Source organism: Lewinellaceae bacterium, from assembly GCA_020636135.1.
Lineage (GTDB): Bacteria > Bacteroidota > Bacteroidia > Chitinophagales > Saprospiraceae > JAGQXC01.
The window spans coordinates 68898-88146 of the sequence record JACJYK010000001.1 but is presented as its reverse complement, the minus strand read 5'-3'; the positions used below and the strand labels follow the sequence as shown (position 1 = coordinate 88146).

The following is a 19249-nucleotide window of genomic DNA, read 5'->3' as shown; positions in this document are numbered from 1 at the left end:
ATGACCTCCGTAAACCGGATAAGATGCCAGAGTAGCTAATTTTGGACCTCAATGCAATCCGGTTGATGGGTTGACATTTTATCCGGCAAGACCGGATAGCTTCATTAGTAAGTCTTAGCATACCAAGTCCTTTTTGAACTTCTAAAACGAGTACCATGAAATCATTGGGACTGATCACGATGCTCCTGCTAACCATGACCCTGCTTTCTGCACAAAATATGAAGCCCTACATACTGGGATTAGAATCCAGTGAACCGGTCGCAGCTCTGAAGTCCACGATTAAGTCCAACCTGGAAGCGAATGGGATTACGGTCGCCGGACAGTATCAGCCTGCCAGCGACAACAACCGGTGGGTGCTGGTCGTCACCTCGCCGGAGTTGCAAAATGCAGTACGTACCGTGGGCGGATTGACCGGTTTCGCTGCTGCATTACGCGTTGCGATTACCCGTGAAGGCAGCATTTCCAAGGTTACTTATACCAACCCCGCGTACTGGGGCAATGCTTATTTCCGGGGGGATTACGAAAAAGTGGCTGCGGACTACCGCGCTTTTGACGGTAAGATCAAAGCCGCCCTGGGAACTGCCGGACCTTTCCTGGGGACAGAATTTGGTTCCAAAAAAGGAATGACTGCTGCCCAGTTACAGAAATACCGCTACATGATGGGTATGCCTTATTTCGACGATACGGAAATGCTGAAATCTTTTGGCAGTTATCAGGAAGCCATCAATAAAATAGAAGCATCCATCAATAGTGGTGTTCCCAATGTAAAACTGGTTTATAAAGTCACTATTTCCGGGAAAAACCTGACGTTGTATGGATTTGCACTTTCCGGAGATGATGGAGAAGCAACCTTCATGCCCGTGATCGATATCAGCACGCCAAAACATACCGCATTTCTGCCTTATGAATTGCTGGTCATGAATAATGAAGTACATATGCTGCATGGCCGGTATCGCATTGCACTTTCATTTCCCGATCTGACGATGGGGACCTTTACCAAAATCATGTCGACACCGGGAAATATTGAAGATCTGCTACGTCAACTGGTCCAGTAAGCCTTGCTATGAGCCAGCGTCAGTCAAATCTTCCTAACTTACGGTTATGAAGTCAGCAATATACCTTTTCGTCAGTTTGGTGGGCCTTTTAGTAGCATGCAACCAACAGACGCCCCCTGATTTTGCCTACGTGAAGGGCAAAGAAATATATGCACCCAATGGAGAGGTTTTACACCTTAAAGGTGTCAACCTGGGAAATTGGCTTCTGCCGGAGGGCTACATGTTCAAATTAAGTAAATGCAGCGCGCCCCGCAAGATTGATCAGGCTATCCGGGAGCTGATCGGGAACAGCGCCACAACGGACTTTTGGGACAGCTATCTCGATCATTACATCACCGAACCCGATATCCGGTGGCTTGCGGAGGAAGGAGCTAATGTGGTACGCCTCCCCTTTGACTACCGGTTGCTTACCCATGATGATTTCCTCGGCCGCGACATCCAGGGCTATGCATACCTGGATCGCGCCATTGAATGGTGTGGCAAATACGGCATCTACGTCCTGCTGGACATGCATGCCGCACCGGGTGGACAAACCGGCGATAACATCGATGACAGTGATGGTTATCCGTGGCTGATGGTTGACACCGGGATGCAGCATGAGGTCTGTGACCTGTGGAAGGACATTGCCCGCCGGTATGCCAGCAATTCTGCCGTTATCGGATACAACCTGCTCAATGAGCCCATACCCCATTATTTTGCCGATGACAGCCTGAAGCCTTATCTCGAGCCGCTCTACCGACGTATTACTGCTGCTATTCGCGAAGTGGACCCCTATCACATAGTCTTTCTGGGTGGCGCCGTGTGGGAGACAGACTTTTCCGTTTTCTCGGAACCATTCGACAGTAATCTGGCTTACACTTTTCACAAATACTGGATGCCTCCAGAGCAAAAACAAATCCAGGAATACATCGATTTCCGGGAGAAATATCAGGTGCCCATCCTGATGGGAGAGAGTGGCGAGAACGATGACGAATGGGTGAAGGCTTTCCGTGAATTACTGGATGCCAATGCCATCCACTGGACTTTCTGGCCCTACAAAAAAATGAACAATACCCGGGGACCGATGAATTTTAATCAGCCGGAAGGGTATGAACATTTTGTCGCTTATGCCGAGAGTGATCGCCAGACCTACGGCCAGATCAGGATGCTGAAGGACAGCCTGCCCGGCATCCAGGCTGAAGCGATTAAAGCCGTACTGGACCAGTTTGTGGAGAATAGCAAATTTGAAAACTGTTACCCAAACAAAGGTTATTGTGAAGCGCTGGGATTTAAATGATGATTTTGCATAAGGAGTACGGTAATAATGGATAGACCCATTTATTCATTAGAAAAATCTGTTACGGTTTGAATTCCAAATGAATAAATTGGGTTAAAACAAGAAACCCGGTCCTGTGAGAACCGGGTTCCGTATTTCGGATGATAGACCTTAAGCTGGTTTTTTGATGGTTATCAACCGCGCCCCGAAAGGAATTTTCTGGTTTACATTCGAATCCGTTCCTAAAAGGTGCTGTACTTCCTGACGGATCTTATTACGGATTTCCGGGTCGACCACTTTTAGAGCTGACACAACCGGCGGAACCACATCGTTCATGAAATTCCAGTATTCATCTACGGAACTACAGGCCATCTTGCCGGCAATTTCGATTTCCCGGATTTCAGAACAATCCAAAGAAGCAAACAGGTCGGTAAGGACTCCCGGCTGAGCGCAGCGAAATATTCCGGGACTACCGGGAGCAGCAGCCGGCACCTCCAAATATTTTTTGATGGCGCGCATGACAATGGTTACCCAGGGATTGTCTACCGGACCTTGCCAAACTGTCGTTACAATTTTCCCGCCCGGCTTGAGCACCCGGAGCAACTCCCTGGCGGCAAGTTCCATATCCGGGAAGAACATGAAACCCAGCCGGCATGAGATGGCATCGTAAGCGCCATCCTCAAAGGGCAATTCGCAGGCATCGGCTTGAATCGCACGGAAATTATTGAGTTCCAGGATAGTCGCTTTTTCTCTGGCTATCTGCAGCATTCCATCCGATAGGTCTACTGCAGTGACTGTACCCTTGTTCACTAGGGATGCGATGGTCAAGCCCGGTTCACCGGTGCCCGTCGCGATATCCAGAACATGGTCATCCGTGCGGAGATCCAGATGAGAAATGATCTGTTCCGCTTGTGTTTCAAGAAAGCGCATGGTAAAGTTGTCCCATTTTGCCCATCCGGGAGAGAATGTATTCCAGGATGCGAGTTGTTTATTGCGTATTTCTAATTGTTGCGTATTCATGATTTGATGATTTGTGAAATGATGATTAATTTTTTTGAAATAAGATGTGGAGGGTCGTGTTTTACTGTACATCTACAGCCACATCAATTGGATTAATGAGCGTGTTGAAAATCGGGGATTGTTTTGCCAGCGCAATCAATTGCTGCTTATCTTCCGGAGAAGCACCCTGAATCTCAAAGCTTACCCGGATTTGCTTAAACCCTTTACCCGCATTTGGATTCAACCCTAAAAAGCCCTGGATATCCACATCACCTTCCACGCGGGAGGAGACACCTTCGATTTTAATGCCCTGTGCTGCTGCCAGCAGGGTCATAGAGGTTGTCATACATCCCAGCAAGCCGTGTAATACGACCTCTGCCGGATTGGCACCTTTGTTTTCACCCAACAGAATGGGTGGTTCGTCGTTGTCGTATACAAAAGGAGTTTTCCTGGTCGTATCTTCCTGGCATCCGCCATAAAAGCCCTGAACAAAACTGCGGTTGTGACCACCGGAGATCCAGGTGTTGGTTGCCCGCAATTCAAATGCAGCAATTTTGGGGTTCTCCACGATAGCTGCTACTGTCTTTTCAATGGCTTCTGCATTGAATCCGTTGATTGTTTTTGTCTTAGTTTCCATGATGATTGTTTTTAGTTTGTGATCAATTATGACACAAATCTATAGGCGGATGCAGGCCAGCGGATAGGCCGATCAGTTCACATAATCTGCAAATCAGTTCAATGGGTAATTAACTATACTTTTCTACCGGAAAATGGTCTGAATGAGGATCAGGCCGGGGAATTACGGTACTGCAAAGGGGTAGAAGCAAACTTCTGTTTAAAGGCACGGATAAAGCTGGAGGCATCTTCAAACCCACTGTCAAATGCGATCTGATTGATGCTTTTATCCGATGTAGTCAACAGGTGGGAAGCAAAATCGAGTCGTTTTTCCGAGAGCCATTTTCCCGGCGATGTCTTGTATATGCCCGTAAAAGTCCTTTTAAAAGAGCTGAGGCTCATATTGCAGAGCTTCGCAAATTCTTCCAGATTCAGCCGGTAACTGAAATTATCCTCCATTATTTGCTCAACCTGTGCATTCTGGCTGCTATTCAGTGAGTTGAGGTACCCGGCTACCGTCCGGTGTAGTGGTCTGGTGAAGATATTGAGCAGCAGTTCTTCAAACTTATGGACCAGGAGGTTTTTGTTAGGGACGGTATCCGTACCAAAAAAAGAAGCCATGGAATGGACATAACCGGCCAGAAATTCATCCATGAGAATACGAATTACGGAATCCGTACGGTTGGAACCATCAGGATTCTTCTGCATAATGGTGGTAAACCGGGACATGAATTTGCAGATAAAATCATCGGATATAAAAACCATTAAGGCGCAATAATCTTCATCAAAATATTGATGCACAAGATTTGCTCCCTTTTTAACAAATAAGGAGTCGCCCGTCTGAACCACATAATCATTATGCATGCTTTTCCACATCTTCTTGCCGCTGGTCACAAATACAAAATAATTGACCTCCGACCAGATGCCGGCTTTTGTTTCCTCCACCAGGCATTTATACTCTACAAAAAGCAAATCGTCGATGATCAGCTTTTTGTAGTATTTCGCATCACGAATGAATGAATACAGATTAATCATTGGATTATTTGTCAGATATTGCCTGATAAATATAACCCAAATTTACCTAATTACCTTCTGCGTCAAACCGGTTCAGCCGGTACTTCGAAACCAGAAATTCAATCTTTTTCATCATCAGGTATTGAAGAAGGTCAAGCTCAATCCAACAATCAGTCACCTGGCCTAAATTGCTGATCCGAGAAATGCACTACTACTACAGGAAATGATGGAATTAATTACGGAATAAACCGATATTTCCAGGGATCCTGACCTTTAGGATCCCGGAAATACGTCTACCATTCTGTCATCGCCGGCTTTAGCATTTTCATGATAGTTCAATTTTTTGTACCTTCAAAGTGTATTGCTCACCTCTCATCGAAGCTTCATACCGAATATTTAAGATTGATCCCGGCGAATATGCTTATTGCATCTTCATATGGAAACTATCAGATCATGAACAAACGCATCTATTTTCTGGACCACCTCCGCACCTTTATGATATTGCTTGTCGTGCTCACGCATGCGGGCATGACCTATGAAGCAGGATTCGACAATTTCTGGATTGTTAGCGATCCCACTAAACTTAATAGTATAGCTCTGGTGCGATTATATCTGGATTTATTTGTGATGTTCACCATATTCTTTATCTCAGGTTATTTTGCACCTGCATCATTATCCCATAAGACAAGCTGGCAATTTATATTATCCAAGTTTCACAGGATTTTCATCCCCTGGATTGTTGCGGTATTTCTTCTTATTCCCGCCTACAAAATTATCTATTTGTATTCGCGGGGCCTGCCTCAGGAACCGTGGTTCACTTATTTCCATATTTTCCGGTTAAAAGGTGGTGACCCCTATTATTTTCCACATAATCCCACCCAAAGTTGGTTGTGGTTTTTACCCATATTGTTTTTATTTCAAATTTTGTATCTCGCGATCTTCAAAATTGGATTAATTAAAATAAAGATTTCCTTTCCGGTGGCTTTGGGGTTTACCTTTCTTACCGGGTTGGTTTCCAGCGTGTTCATCGCACAAGCAGGTCTTACCGGCTGGACGCACTCGGCGATTGCTGACTTCCAGCACGAACGCTTGTTGTCCTATTTCCTGGTGTTTCTGCTGGGGTCTTTATGCCATGCAAAAAATGTGTTTGCAGGAGAAAAAGGGAATTTCACACTGTTTATTGGTTCCAATATTGCCTTGGGAATTGCACTTGCAGCTTACACGATATTCGCACTTAACCTTTTCAATAACCTGGTCAATCCTACTCAGACCCACTTTTTTATTTCTGCATTAGGAGACCGCATCGTCTATTACGGCACATCGCTGATCTCCATGTTGAGTTTTCTATACCTTTTCATTTACAGCTTCCAGCGGTCCCTTGACAAACCAATCAAGGTCCTTGATCGCATCAACCCGAACTCTTATTATGTTTATCTCATTCATATGATCGTGCTGGGGATCATTGCTATGCTTCTGGTCCCGGTGCATATACCGGTCGTGATCAAATATCTTTCGCTGACGGTGTTGACCTTCGTGATTTCGCATGGTCTGGTCCTCGTGATCAGGGAAAATGTGCCGCGCATTTTGCCCAGTCGGTTGGACTGGCTGATACTGGTGGCGGCATTGATCCTTTCAGGTTATATCGGCACAAAAAATAACGACCCTACGATAGAATTATCCTCTCCAATCTCGCCTTCCGGTACAAATCTTCATGAAGCGGCCATCCGGAATGACCTGGCTGCGGTAGAACAATCGATTGCCAATGGTGTCGATCTGGACGTTCCAGACCCAGCCAGCGGGTCCAATCCGTTGATGACCGCGATTGTATTTGGCCGTACGGAGATTGCGCTAGCGTTAATGGAAGGAGGGGCTGATGTCAATTTTCAGGATAAAGGAGGTTCTACCCCACTCCATGCCGCCGCCTATTTTTGCAGGCCGGAATTGGTGAAGGCGTTATTGGACCATGGCGCCAACCGATCGATACGTAGCCGTGATGGGTTAACCCCACTGGAGGTGGTTTCCGGGCCCTTTGAAGACGCCCGCGCAGGCTACGATTATTTCCAGGAAACCTTGGGTCCGTTAGGATTGAAGCTGGATTATGATTATCTGCAACGAACGCGCCCGGAAATCGCCCAGCTCCTAATGCAATATTGATACGACATTACCGGGGGGTGTTCCCGATAGATCCTTTTATATTCCGTACCTACGGCACGGGTTCAATGCCATTGAATTCTTGGCTACCGGGATGGGGTCCCGATGGGACCGGGGATGACTTGGAACCCGGATATTTATATTCCATACCTAAGGCACGGTGGGAATGCTAATAAATTCTTCGCTACCGGGATGGGGTCCCGATGGGACCGAGGGGTGACATGGAACCCGGATATTTACATTCCGTACCTAAGGCACGGTGGGGATGCATGCCATTTGGTTCAACCGGGATGGGATCCCGAGGGGACCAGGGTGAAATGGAATCGGGATATTTACATTTCGTACCTAAGGCACGGTGGAAATGCCGTTGAATTCTTCGCTACCGGGATGGGTTCCCGATGGGACCGGGGTGACATGGAATCCGGATATTTATATTCCGTACCTACGGCACGTTGGGAATGCATATCATTTGGTTCTATCGGGATGGGGTCCCAAGGGGACCGGGGAGAGATTCCAATTGGATCCGAAGAGGCGCGGTATTAGAATATGCTTTCAATCCCGTTAGGGACTCTACCCCGGTAGCAATTATTAGCAATAAATCAACCTGTGCCGTAGGTACAGCACCCTTCTATAATATAGGGTCAAAGATGAACCGGTCTTCGTATTCGATATCAAATGATTGGAGGAGCTCAACGTATTCGTCCAAAAATGTTTTACAATCATGATGTTCCTTTTGATTTCGAATGTATTTGATAACATCCTGAACATGTGATTTTGAATATGAAAATGCACCAAAACCAGCCTGCCAGGCAAATTTCCCATTTACAAAGCCATTATTATTTATCCATTCGGAAGAGCTGCTCTTAACCCATTTCATCAGGTCGGATAATGATTCGACTGGTCGCATCCCAAAAAATATATGGATATGATCTGGCATTCCATTAATTGCAAGGAGTTTATGTCCCCGATTTTGGATGATGCCGGTCATGTATTTATACAATTCTTCTTGCCATGCGGCCCTGATTAAACTTGCCCGATTTTTTACCGCAAAGACGGTTTGAATGTGAATTTGGGTGTAGGTATTTGCCATAATGGATAATTATTGATTTCTAAAATACAAATTATTCTGTTAACTATATTCTGTACCTGCGGCACGGTGGGAATGCATATCATTTAGTTCTACCGGGATCAGGTCCCGAGGGAACCGGAGGGGTGAAATGGAATCATGATATTTATATTCCGTACCTAAGGCACGGTGGGATGCATGCCATTTGGTTCAACCGGGATGGGGTCCCGATGGGACCGAGGGGTGACATGGAATCCGGTTATTTATATTCCGTACCTACGGCACGGGTTCAATGCCATTGAATTCTTGGCTACCGGGATGGGGTCTCGATGGGACCGGGGGTGACATGGAACCCGGATATTTATATTCCGTACCTATGGCACGGTGGGAATGCATACCATTTGGTTCTACCGGGATCAGGTCCCAAGGGGACCGAGGGGTGAAATGAAATCCGGTTATTTATATTCCGTACCTACGGCACGGGTTCAATGCCATTGAATTCTTGGCTACCGGGATGGGGTCCCGATGGGACCGGGGGTGAAATGGAATCCCGATATTTATATTCCGTACCTATGGCACGGTGGGAATGCCGTTGAATTCTTCGCTACCGGGATGGGATCCCAAGGGGACCGAAGGGTGACATGGAACCCGGATATTTATATTCCGTACCTATGGTACGGCGGGAATGCATATCATTTGGATCTACCGGGATGGGGTCCCGATGGGATCGGAGGGGTGACATGGAATCCCGATATTTATATTCCGTACCTACGGCACGGTGGGAATGCCGTTGAATTCTTCGCTACCGGGATGGGGTCCCGATGGGATCGGAGGGGTGACATGGAATCCCGATATTTATATTCCGTACCTACGGCACGGTGGGGATGCATGCCATTTGGTTCAACCGGGATGGGGTCCCGATGGGACCGGGGAGAGATTCCAATTGGATCCGAAGAGGCGCGGTATTAGAATCCGCTTTCAGTCCCGTTAGGGACTCTACCCCGGTAGCAATTATTAGCAATAAATCAACCTGTGCCGTAGGTACAGCACCCTTCTATAATATGGGGTCAAAGATGGTCTGCTCATCGTGTTCCATATAAATTCGCTCGATCTGAAAATCGTCAAACTATACCTGGGTATAGTTCCGCATTAATCACATTTTTCTATCTTTTACATTGCACACCAAAAGATCGGATCATGGTAAAGAATATTCTCCTGCTCTTTTTTTTCCTTACCTCTCTATACAATTGTACGGAACATTCACCCATATCTTCTGCCCCTTTTAATCCCGATTTGGATGAAATCGCCGGAATGAACGGATATGCCCAGTACGAATGGGAACTGACCCATGATCCAGCGACCGGAGATATCCCGGTGCAACGCCTTGCGGTAGCTCAACAAATCCTGACTCTGCGGGAAAGAAATCAACTATCCACCCGATCCAGCTTTTGGAAACCTTTAGGACCGGCTAACGTAGGTGGCCGTACCCGTGCCCTGCTGATCGACGCCAACGATCCGACCGGAAACACCATCTTTGCCGGTAGCACTTCCGGCGGCCTTTATAAGAACCGCGCATTTAAATCACCATCCAATTCCTGGGAGACGGCCTCGGGAATCGATGAAAACCTATCCATATCAGCCATTGTCCAGGATCCCAACAATCCCAATCTGATCTATGTCGGGACCGGTGAAGGCTGGGGAAGTGCCAATGACATCCGGGGTGCAGGCGTATGGCGGTCCACCGATGGCGGCCGGAACTGGTTGCAACTGGATGATGGCACTGAACCCGCATTCTGGCACGTACTGGACATCGATGTTGATCAAAATGGAAACCTGTATGTCTCAACCCGTTTTAATGGCATCCAGAGGAGCTCTGACCGGGGCGACCACTGGACACCTGTACTCGGGGAATTTATGGGCAATGGAAATACCAATGCGGGGGGTGACCTGGAAATTGGCCCCGACGGCAGTGTTTATGCCAGCCTTAACCTTTATGGGCCGGGCAGGATATTCAAATCCGACTTCACTATAAATCAGCAAAATACCGGGGATAAGGACGCCTGGACCGATATAACCCCACCAGGCAATTATTGGCGTATCGAAATGGCAATAGCCCCAAGCGATAAGAATCGCATTTATGCCCTGTGCGCAGGTTCCGACCTGCAGGTGAACGACATGTGGCGTAGTGAAAATGGAGGACAATCGTGGCAATCCATGACAATTCCTTCACTGACTGCATTGGTGACCTCGCCGTTCACCGCTTCTGCCGCATGGTTTGCCCTCATCGCACAAGTGGACCCGAAGGATCCCAATACCATGTACATAGGGGGTATTGACCTGGTCCGGACCGATGATGGTGGCAATACCTGGACCCATCTTTCGAGCGAATACCCTTATCCTCCCTTTTACGTCGGCGATCGCGTGGTCCACACCGACCAGCACGAAATCCTATTCTTCCCGGGTGGCAATCAGGAGGCTCTCTTCTCCAACGACGGAGGCATCTATTATTCCAGGGATCTGCAAAATGAGTTCCCTACCTTCCAGGAAATGAATACCCGATACAACACCACCCAATTTTACAGTTGTGCCCTGTTTTTTGACACAGACCTTTATCTGGGCGGTGCGCAGGACAATGGCAACTGGGCCATCGTGGGAGAAGATCTGTATACGGCTGCCAATTATTTTCTCGGAGCTGGAGACGGTGGGATTACCCAGGTCAGTCAGCAGAATAGTGGGATATTTTCGCTCTCGGCTACCGGCATTGACATCGCCATTACCACCGATGGATCAAAAACCTATACGTCCTTTGATCTGCCGGGAAGAGGTGATTTTATCCATCCCTACACCCTGGATGATAATGCCAATTTATTTTACGGCGCTCTGGGGTCCAACAAATACTTTATCATTAAAGACCTCAAAACAAGAGACGCCTTTGACTCGGTCACTGTATCCCAGTTTCAAGGGGCAAAAATCAGTGCATTAACGCCTGACCCCCAGGTATCCAACCGGCTATGGGTGGCTGTCCGGCCCAATCAAAGCCAGGGGCATGCCGGCATTTTCCGCATTGACCAGGCCAATACCCATAACCCGGTCGTCACTGAATTATCTGATCCGGGCTGGGATAAAGATCTGGCAGCCCGCAATATCTTTATTGATGCCAATGACCCCAATTACCTGCTCCTCACCTTTGCCAATTACGGCAGTCCCAATGTGTGGATCTCCGAAGACGGCGGTTTGCATTGGACCAATGTCGACGGCGACCTGCCGGACATGCCGGTACGCTGGGGCATCATCAATCCGCTGAACCGGGACGAACTGATTCTGGCTACTGAACTGGGAGTACTGCATTCCACTACCCTTAATGGAGCAGGTACAAAATGGGAAACCTACCAGAGCGGATTAGGTAAAATGCGGGTCAACATGCTGACATACAGCGCCATCGGGCAACGCCTGGTTGCTGCGACCTGGGGCCAGGGTTTGTACCTGACCAATTATGATGCAGGATCGGCGTCGGTGACACGAGATGAGATCGAAGGACTCCGTATTTATCCAAATCCAGTGACAGACTATCTGAACATTAGCGGTATTAAGGATGTCTCGGCATTCACCTATACGATTTATGACATTCAGGGCCAAGTATTAGCTAATGGTCAAATAACTCAATCACCTATCCTCACCAGCAAATGGCTTCCGGGGACCTACCTGATTAAGATTACTGATGAAATTAATGACCGGCAAAACACTTATAAAATTATAAAGGCTGCTTCATCCAAATAACGAAGACATACCTGTAATTTTACTACATTCAACTGACCAATCAGGTTGTGCTCAACTCCTGCAATGAATAAACCAAAACCGAAAACGGTCGAAGAATACATATTAGCCGCTCCCGACCAGGCACATGCAAAATTACGGGAAATCAGGGCAATCTTACATGAGGTGGCTCCCTTAGCAGAAGAGCAACTAAAGTGGGGAGTACCGGTCATGATCGAGAAGCGGATATTATTCTCTTATGCAGCTTATAAAAAACACCTGAATTTTATGCCCACCGGGCCATGCCTGGAACCCTTTCGGGAAGAACTGCAGGATTACACCCTGGGCCAGGACACCATCCAATTCCCTTACGATCAGCCACTGCCCCGGGACCTTATTCTCAAAATAGCCTATTACCGGTACCGGCAGGTTTTGGATGAGGATGCCAAATGGAGGTATTAAATGGATTAATATCCGTCAAGATTCCCTTTTTGTAATAAATGATAGACTACCTGACAAACTACCATCCAGGTAAGAATTGAAATATTGAAAATATATTTGTATGTACAAACAAAATTATTTATCTTTGAAGGATGGAGCGAGAAGATTCACCTTATTGCCAATGTTTGTACTATGCGAGCAACGCCCTGGCCCGCATCATGACGCGCATGGCGGATGAAGCTTTTGCGACCACGGGATTGAGTTCTTCCTATGCCTTTCTACTGATGACGGTCAACAATAAACCCGGCATTCAACCCAAAGAGATCAGCCAGAAAATGCAGCTAACACCATCTACGGTCACCAGGCTTATTGAAAAAATGGAAGTACGCGGTATGTTGCTACGTCAATCCTCCGGCCGGTCCACCGAAGTGTACCCCACCTCGCAAAGTCTGGAGCTCCAGCCAAAGATCCTGCAAGCATGGCAACAGCTGTATAAAAACTATTCAGCCTTATTGGGTGAGGAAGAAGGAATATCCCTGACCGCTTCCATCCATGAGGCAAGCAAAAAGCTGGAATAATTTTTTGATTAAATTATTTGTATGTACATACATTATTGTCGAATTAGCCGAAAGACGACATAAAACACGAGTAAGCATCACCACAAAAATGATAATAACATGAAAATTGGAATTCTTGGAACCGGAATCGTCGGCCAGACCCTGGCCGAAAAAGTAGCGGAAGTGGGTCATGAAGTCATGTCCGGAACCCGCAACGTTGACACATTACTGGCAAAAAGTAATCCTGACTCCTATGGCCGTCCACCTTTTAAGGACTGGCTGCATGCCCATCCCGGGATTCAAGTGGGCACCCTTGATGAAACGGCAGCATTCGGAACCCTGCTCATCAATGCCATGTACGGTATGGGATCCATCCAGGCCCTGCAAACCATCGGTCCGGACCACTTAAGTGGAAAAATTTTACTGGACATTGCAAATCCTCTGGACTTTTCCAGGGGTTTCCCACCGTCGCTTTCCATCTGCAATACGGATTCACTGGGAGAAGAAATTCAGCGCACCTTTCCTCAGCTCAAAGTGGTCAAATCGCTGAATACCATGAATACCAATCTTATGGTTCACCCCCGTGCTTTAAGTGGGGACCAAACCGTATTCATCAGTGGGAATGATGCAGATGCGAAAGAAACCGTAAAGGTCATCCTGAAATCGTTTGGCTGGAAGGAAAGTGAAATGATCGACCTGGGAGACATATCTACCGCGAGAGGTACGGAGCAATTGCTCCCGATCTGGGTGAGGATCTATTCGAAGATGGGCCACGCCAATTTCAATTTTAAGATTGTCACCGGATAACACACATTCCCGTTTCCCCGAACCGGCCTTGTTTTTGCAGGATTTGAATAAAGGCATTAAACGATCGAATAAGACATCCATCTAAGCCTTAAAAAGAGTTCCATGACTGTAAAAATGCTGCTGGTTTGGGGATGGGTTTGCTGGATGATTGGAGCTGAAGCCCAAACTGTACAGACGCAATACGGCCCCATCACCGGTGAAATAGATGGTCCGGTGTACGCCTTCCGGGGCATTCCTTTTGCCGCTCCGCCGACCGGAGATCTGCGCTGGCGACCGACGGAATCTCCCCAATCGTGGACCGCACCGCTGCTGACAACGGATTATCCGCCAATATGTCCTCAAAAACATTACGAACAGGGCGATACCACCTATACGCTGGAAGGAAATGAAGATTGCCTATACCTCAATGTCTGGAGCCCGGACCTCACAGGAAATTACCCGGTGATGGTCTTCATCCACGGCGGTGGAAACCAGCAGGGCAGCAGCAGCGAAATGGCTGGTGGAATCGCCTTATACGATGGCAAAAACCTGGCTAACAAGGGAAAAGTCGTGGTCGTGACCATTCAATACCGGCTGGGCATCCTGGGTTATCTGGTTCACCCGGGACTGGAGTCAGAAAATGCGCACCATACCTCCGGCAACTATGCGGTAATGGATCAGCTCTTTGCCTTGCAATGGGTGCAAAACAACATCAGTAAGTTCGGGGGCAACCCGGCCAATGTCACCATCTTCGGTGAAAGTGCAGGAGGTGTCAACGTAGGCAATCTGCTGACCTGTACAGCCGCTTCCGGTCTCTTCCATAAAGCCATCATCGAAAGCGCCATTCCGCTGCTCAATGCCTACCCTGCCGCCCAATCCAAAGGTGTCGACCTGGTCAACGAATTCATATCGCAAGGAAGCGACGAAGAAAAAATCGCCTTTATGCGTGCCGTGCCGGCTGATGAACTGAGCCGCACCTTAAGCAATCCTGTGCAGGGTGGTGTCGTTCAGCAAGCCTGGCAGCCGGTACTTGACCATTATCTTTTCTCCAGCTTTCCCAACGTAGCATTCGAGTCAGGCACCTTCAATCAGGTACCACTGATCATTGGATCCAATGCCGACGAAATGCGTCCCGGCGTACCTCCGGTGGTAACCTCCACACAGGTGCGGGCGCTCATCAACAATGTCGTGCCCGCCGCTTACCGAAATACCGCACTGACTTTGTATCCTCCCGGTAATACCAATGCAGAATCGAAGGATTCCTATGCCGGGATCCTGACCGATGGTCAATTTACGTCCACCACACGACGAACCGCCCAATGTGTAAGTCTTAACCAGCAAGCCCCGGTTTGGCGATATTTTTTCAGCCATACCAATGATTTTCCTGCCATCAAAGAATGGGGAGCATTTCATGGCCTGGAGCTCTTTTATGTATTCAACAACCTGGAAAATTCGTTATTCGCTTTAGGCCCCTGGTACACCGATGCGGATAAAGCGATCGCGAACAACATGCTGACTTACTGGACTCAATTTGCTTATAGCGGGGATCCCAATCAGGGCACCCTACCTGCCTGGCCCGTCTACGATGCCGGTACCGATTGCTATCTGAACATCGGGGCTGTATCCGATGATACCTCGTGTGGCTTGCGTACTCCTAAATGTGATTTGTGGGATCAGGTAACCGGCTTCAGTGGATGCACCAGCAGTTTAACGGGTCTTGAAATCCAGCCGGAATTACAGACCGGACCTGAAATTTATCCCAATCCCTCCGCAGGATTTATCCATATCAAATGGGATGAGCCCATGCTTTCCGTACGGGTATTTGACTTATTGGGCCATTCTCTTGGCACTTACCGGGAGTCTTCAAGCCTGGACTTAAGCTATTTATATCCTGGAACATATCTCCTGATCCTGAATGATGGCAGAAAACAATTCGTTCGAAAACTCAATCTGGCGCGGTAAGGGAAGAAATTGTAATTTGGAATATGGATGATCCGGTTCATGTTCCGTTTTTTGCTCCCCACCTCTACATTCCTGCGGGTGTAACATCCGTTGATTTTTACATCAAAGCATTTGCTGCTACCGAATTGCGCCGGTTCCTGAATGACGATGGCAGCTATCACGTATCAGAGTTGGCCATAGAAGGCCGGATATTTCATTTGCATGAACTCAAAAAAGCCAACGGTCAACTGGATCCGGATACTGCAGATGGCACCACGGTTGCCATCGGGCTGTTTGTTGCAGACGTGGATGTCGTTGTCCAGGCAGCAATCCAGGCGGGTGCGCGGATCTTGTCTCCGGCCCGTGATTACGATTACGGTTACCGGCAGGCCATGATCGTGGATCCTTTTGGTCACCAGTGGCTGATCGAGATGCGGATCTGAAAATTGATTTTTTCCAAACACCGGCGGTCCCGCTTTACTTCATCACAGATCAACAGCTCCAGGTATCTATGCTTTTGGTGATCAAACCAATCCGATTACCAGGGAATTTAGCTACCTTTTACTACCTAAACCTGGCATGATGAAATATCAATTTCCGAAACCTATCTGCATCATTCCGTTTTTTTTGTTTTTCCTGACTTCCATCCTTTTCTGTTACTGCACACACAATACTCCGGTGGATATCTCACAGGAGATCACCGATATCGAAAATGGTCTGTTGCCTTCCATTCAGGTCGCCGGAGACACCTTGACCCAATATTCCATGGAGGCCCGAATGGATCACTATCACGTACCCGGTGTAAGTATTGCAGTCGTTAAAGACGGGAAAATGCGCTGGGCCAGGGGATATGGAATGGCCAACACCCAATCCGGGACACGTGTTGATACATCCACTTTATTTCAGGCGGGTTCGATAAGTAAACCCCTGGCTGCCCTGGGAGCATTGAAACTGGTTGAAGCAGGCAGGCTCGACCTCGATGCCGATGTCAATAATTATCTGAAATCCTGGAAAGTACCCGACAATCGATTCACCAATCAGGACAAGGTGACCCTGAGATTATTGCTTACCCATAGTGCAGGGATGACGGTACATGGTTTCCCTGGCTACGCACAATCGGATACGATGCCATCGCTGGTAGAAGTCCTGGATGGCAAAGGAAACACTCCGCCTATTGTTGCCGACACCTTTCCCGGCAGCCTTTGGCGGTATTCAGGCGGGGGTTATACGGTCATGCAACAAATGATTGAAGATGTCAGCGGACTACCATTTACCAGTTTTTTGGATGATAGTATACTACGGCCTCTGGGTATGCACAACAGCACTTATGCCCAGCCTCTGATTGCTTCCCGGCATCCACAGGCCAGTGCCGCTTATGATCGCAGCGGTACATTAATTGAAGGACTCTGGCACAACTATCCCGAGCAGGCAGCTGCCGGATTATGGACTACCCCTGCCGACCTGGCCCGTTATTGTCTGGCCGTACAAGGCATTGCTGGTGGGGCAACAGGAGAGGTACTTAACCCCGGGACCATTCGCACGATGCTGACCAAACACCTCAATGACTGGGGGTTGGGACCTGCTCTGCGTTGGGATGGCGACTCGCTGTTGTTCGGTCATGGTGGTAAAAATGCCGGCTTTTCCAATAATATGCTGGCGTCCGTCCACCAGGGTTATGGCGTAATTGTAATGACCAATGCCGACCAGGGTATCGATCTTATGAATGAAATCATGCGGTCTGTTTCTGCTTATTATCACTGGGGTATCAGCAATCCAAGGACCGTGGAAATCACCAAACTAACCGATGAGCAACTGAACCGTCTGGCAGGCTCGTACCAATTGGATCACCAGGTACCCGATATTGGCGATTACCTGGTCGAGCTATCCATAAAAGACGGGAAGGTGATTGTTTATGACCCGAACAATAAAGAAACCAATATCCTTTCACCGCTTGATGAATGGAAATTTATCGATGTGAACACCGGCGATGAAGTGGTTTTTGCTGCTTCAGGTAAAACGCCAGGTCTTCTCCAGCTTACCTGGAACAATCAATTTGTATTTTACCAAACAAGCCGTATGCAAAATTCCGATGAATGAATAGAGTACCTCAAATCCGCCGAAATCCATTGTGGTTGGGAATTGTATTACTAATCTGGGGATGTAATACTGCCAATGTATCCTACCCGGACGCCCTCTGTCTGCAACATATTGACGTCCTGGATCCGGAGACCGGCATTAAGAAAGATCAAACCGTAGTCATCCAAAATGGAAAGATCCTGAGGGTAGCCGACAGCAAGCTGCTGCCTTTGTCCTCAGACAATATCATCATAGATGGGACCGGTAAATACCTGATACCCGGCTTGTGGGACGCTCATGTCCATTTTGCTTTTATGGAAGATCTCGCGCCCTCTATGTTTGATCTCTTTTTGGCTTATGGCATCACCAGTGTCCGGGATACGGGTGGAAAATTGAGTTTTGTACAACAATGGCGAAACCTGTCACGGGCTAAACCAACTGAAGCACCGCGCGTGATGATTGCAGGCCCGCTGATCGATGGCATACCCAATGTATACGATGGTAGCGATCCGGATCATCCGCCCTTATCCGTAGGCATGCATTCAGTCGCAGAAGTCCATGAAGAAGTACAACAACTGATCGACGCAGGCGTGGACTTTCTGAAGGCTTATGAAATGCTGACTCCGGAAGAATTCTATGAGATCACCCGGATGGCACAGGCGCACAACCTGAAAGTCACCGGGCATGTACCATTAAGCATGGATGTGATTACCGCCAGCAATGCCGGACTCAATAGCATGGAGCATCTCAGAAACCTGGAACTTTCCTGCGCTTCCAATTCCGATTCATTGTTAAATGCCCGGCGCAGCATGCTCACCGATGGCATACACGATCCCGGAGGAGAATTGCGCAGCCGAATCCATAATGCCGAGCGGGAAAATGCGATCAATCATTATGATGAACACCGGGCTGATTCTATTTTACAAGTCCTGTACAAAAACCAAACCTGGCAAATACCTACATTGAACCTGGCCAGCGGCAACATCCTGCAGCCTTTTATGCTCCCGGATTATCAGGAATCCTTTGCCTATTTGCCCGATACCATCGCCATAGAATGGATGTCAGAAATAGAACATTTTAAAGATTATCAACCTACGGAATTTCAAAAACGATACACCCAATGGTTTCTGGATATGGTCGGAAAGATCAATCAGGAGCAGATCCCAATTATGGCCGGCACCGATTGTCCTATTTTCTTTCAGCCACCCGGCAGGAGTTTACATCAGGAATTGGTGGTACTGGTCAAAGCCGGATTAACACCTTTGGAGGCTATCCGTTCGGCAACCCTGAATCCGGCCAGGTATTTTGGGATGGAAAAGGAGTTGGGTTCGGTGAAAGAGAACGAATGGGCAGACCTGGTGGTCCTTGATGCCAATCCATTGGATGACATCAATAATACCCGGAAAATTAACGCCGTCATCAAACAGGGAAAGTACTACAGCCGGGAAGACCTGGATCATATCCTGGACAAACTGAAACAATAATAAATGCATTCCGCTGTTTTAGCGGATCACTGTAGAGATAGGAAGTTACCAGCCAC

Annotated in this window: 15 protein-coding genes; 11 read left to right on the top strand and 4 right to left on the bottom strand. The window is 47.9% G+C overall.

Features of this window, described 5'->3' with window-relative positions:
* Positions 1-155: 155 nt before the first annotated feature.
* Both H6570_00320 and H6570_00315 read left to right on the top strand, forming a co-directional pair.
* Positions 156-1055: a hypothetical protein gene (locus tag H6570_00320; GenBank protein MCB9317695.1), complete on the top strand. Its 900-nt coding sequence runs from the start codon at positions 156-158 to the stop codon at positions 1053-1055.
* Positions 1056-1101: 46 nt separating this feature from the next.
* On the top strand, positions 1102-2331 hold the full coding sequence (locus H6570_00315) for a cellulase family glycosylhydrolase (protein MCB9317694.1): 1230 nt from the start codon (positions 1102-1104) through the stop codon (positions 2329-2331).
* A gap of 150 nt (positions 2332-2481) precedes the next feature.
* Here the strand turns inward: H6570_00315 and H6570_00310 are convergent, their stop codons facing one another.
* The 3 genes from H6570_00310 to H6570_00300 form a co-directional block, all read right to left on the bottom strand.
* Complete coding sequence (locus H6570_00310; GenBank protein MCB9317693.1) at positions 2482-3330, bottom strand: methyltransferase domain-containing protein; 849 nt, start codon at positions 3328-3330, stop codon at positions 2482-2484.
* Positions 3331-3391: 61 nt separating this feature from the next.
* A complete protein-coding gene (locus tag H6570_00305) occupies positions 3392-3946 on the bottom strand; it encodes an OsmC family protein (protein MCB9317692.1) in 555 nt (184 codons plus the stop codon).
* Between the two features lie 149 nt (positions 3947-4095).
* Complete coding sequence (locus H6570_00300; protein ID MCB9317691.1) at positions 4096-4959, bottom strand: helix-turn-helix transcriptional regulator; 864 nt, start codon at positions 4957-4959, stop codon at positions 4096-4098.
* A 432-nt stretch (positions 4960-5391) separates the two neighbouring features.
* Between H6570_00300 and H6570_00295 the strand changes: the two genes are divergently transcribed.
* Positions 5392-7092: an acyltransferase family protein gene (locus H6570_00295; protein MCB9317690.1), complete on the top strand. Its 1701-nt coding sequence runs from the start codon at positions 5392-5394 to the stop codon at positions 7090-7092.
* A gap of 625 nt (positions 7093-7717) precedes the next feature.
* Here the strand turns inward: H6570_00295 and tnpA are convergent.
* Entirely contained in the window at positions 7718-8179 is a 462-nt protein-coding gene (gene tnpA / locus H6570_00290) for an IS200/IS605 family transposase (protein MCB9317689.1), read from the bottom strand.
* Positions 8180-9352: 1173 nt separating this feature from the next.
* Here tnpA and H6570_00285 point away from each other — a divergent pair.
* The 8 genes from H6570_00285 (at position 9353) to H6570_00250 (ending at position 19193) form a co-directional block, all read left to right on the top strand.
* Positions 9353-11932 carry a T9SS type A sorting domain-containing protein gene (locus H6570_00285; GenBank protein ID MCB9317688.1) on the top strand — a complete coding sequence of 860 codons (2580 nt, stop codon included), beginning with the start codon at positions 9353-9355 and terminating at the stop codon, positions 11930-11932.
* 63 nt (positions 11933-11995) lie between these two features.
* Entirely contained in the window at positions 11996-12370 is a 375-nt protein-coding gene (locus H6570_00280) for a DUF1801 domain-containing protein (GenBank protein ID MCB9317687.1), read from the top strand.
* Between the two features lie 131 nt (positions 12371-12501).
* Positions 12502-12927: a MarR family transcriptional regulator gene (locus H6570_00275; protein MCB9317686.1), complete on the top strand. Its 426-nt coding sequence runs from the start codon at positions 12502-12504 to the stop codon at positions 12925-12927.
* A 99-nt stretch (positions 12928-13026) separates the two neighbouring features.
* Positions 13027-13713, top strand: coding sequence for an NAD(P)-binding domain-containing protein (locus H6570_00270; GenBank protein ID MCB9317685.1), 687 nt, complete (start codon positions 13027-13029; stop codon positions 13711-13713).
* Between the two features lie 102 nt (positions 13714-13815).
* A complete protein-coding gene (locus H6570_00265; GenBank protein MCB9317684.1) occupies positions 13816-15654 on the top strand; it encodes a carboxylesterase family protein in 1839 nt (612 codons plus the stop codon).
* 23 nt (positions 15655-15677) lie between these two features.
* A complete protein-coding gene (locus tag H6570_00260; protein ID MCB9317683.1) occupies positions 15678-16076 on the top strand; it encodes a VOC family protein in 399 nt (132 codons plus the stop codon).
* 139 nt (positions 16077-16215) lie between these two features.
* The gene (locus H6570_00255; GenBank protein MCB9317682.1) at positions 16216-17730 is read left to right on the top strand and encodes a beta-lactamase family protein; all 1515 of its coding nucleotides are present in this window, start codon (positions 16216-16218) and stop codon (positions 17728-17730) included.
* A complete protein-coding gene (locus tag H6570_00250) occupies positions 17727-19193 on the top strand; it encodes an amidohydrolase family protein (GenBank protein ID MCB9317681.1) in 1467 nt (488 codons plus the stop codon). The genes H6570_00255 and H6570_00250 overlap by 4 nt, the downstream gene beginning before the upstream one ends.
* Positions 19194-19249: the final 56 nt, after the last annotated feature.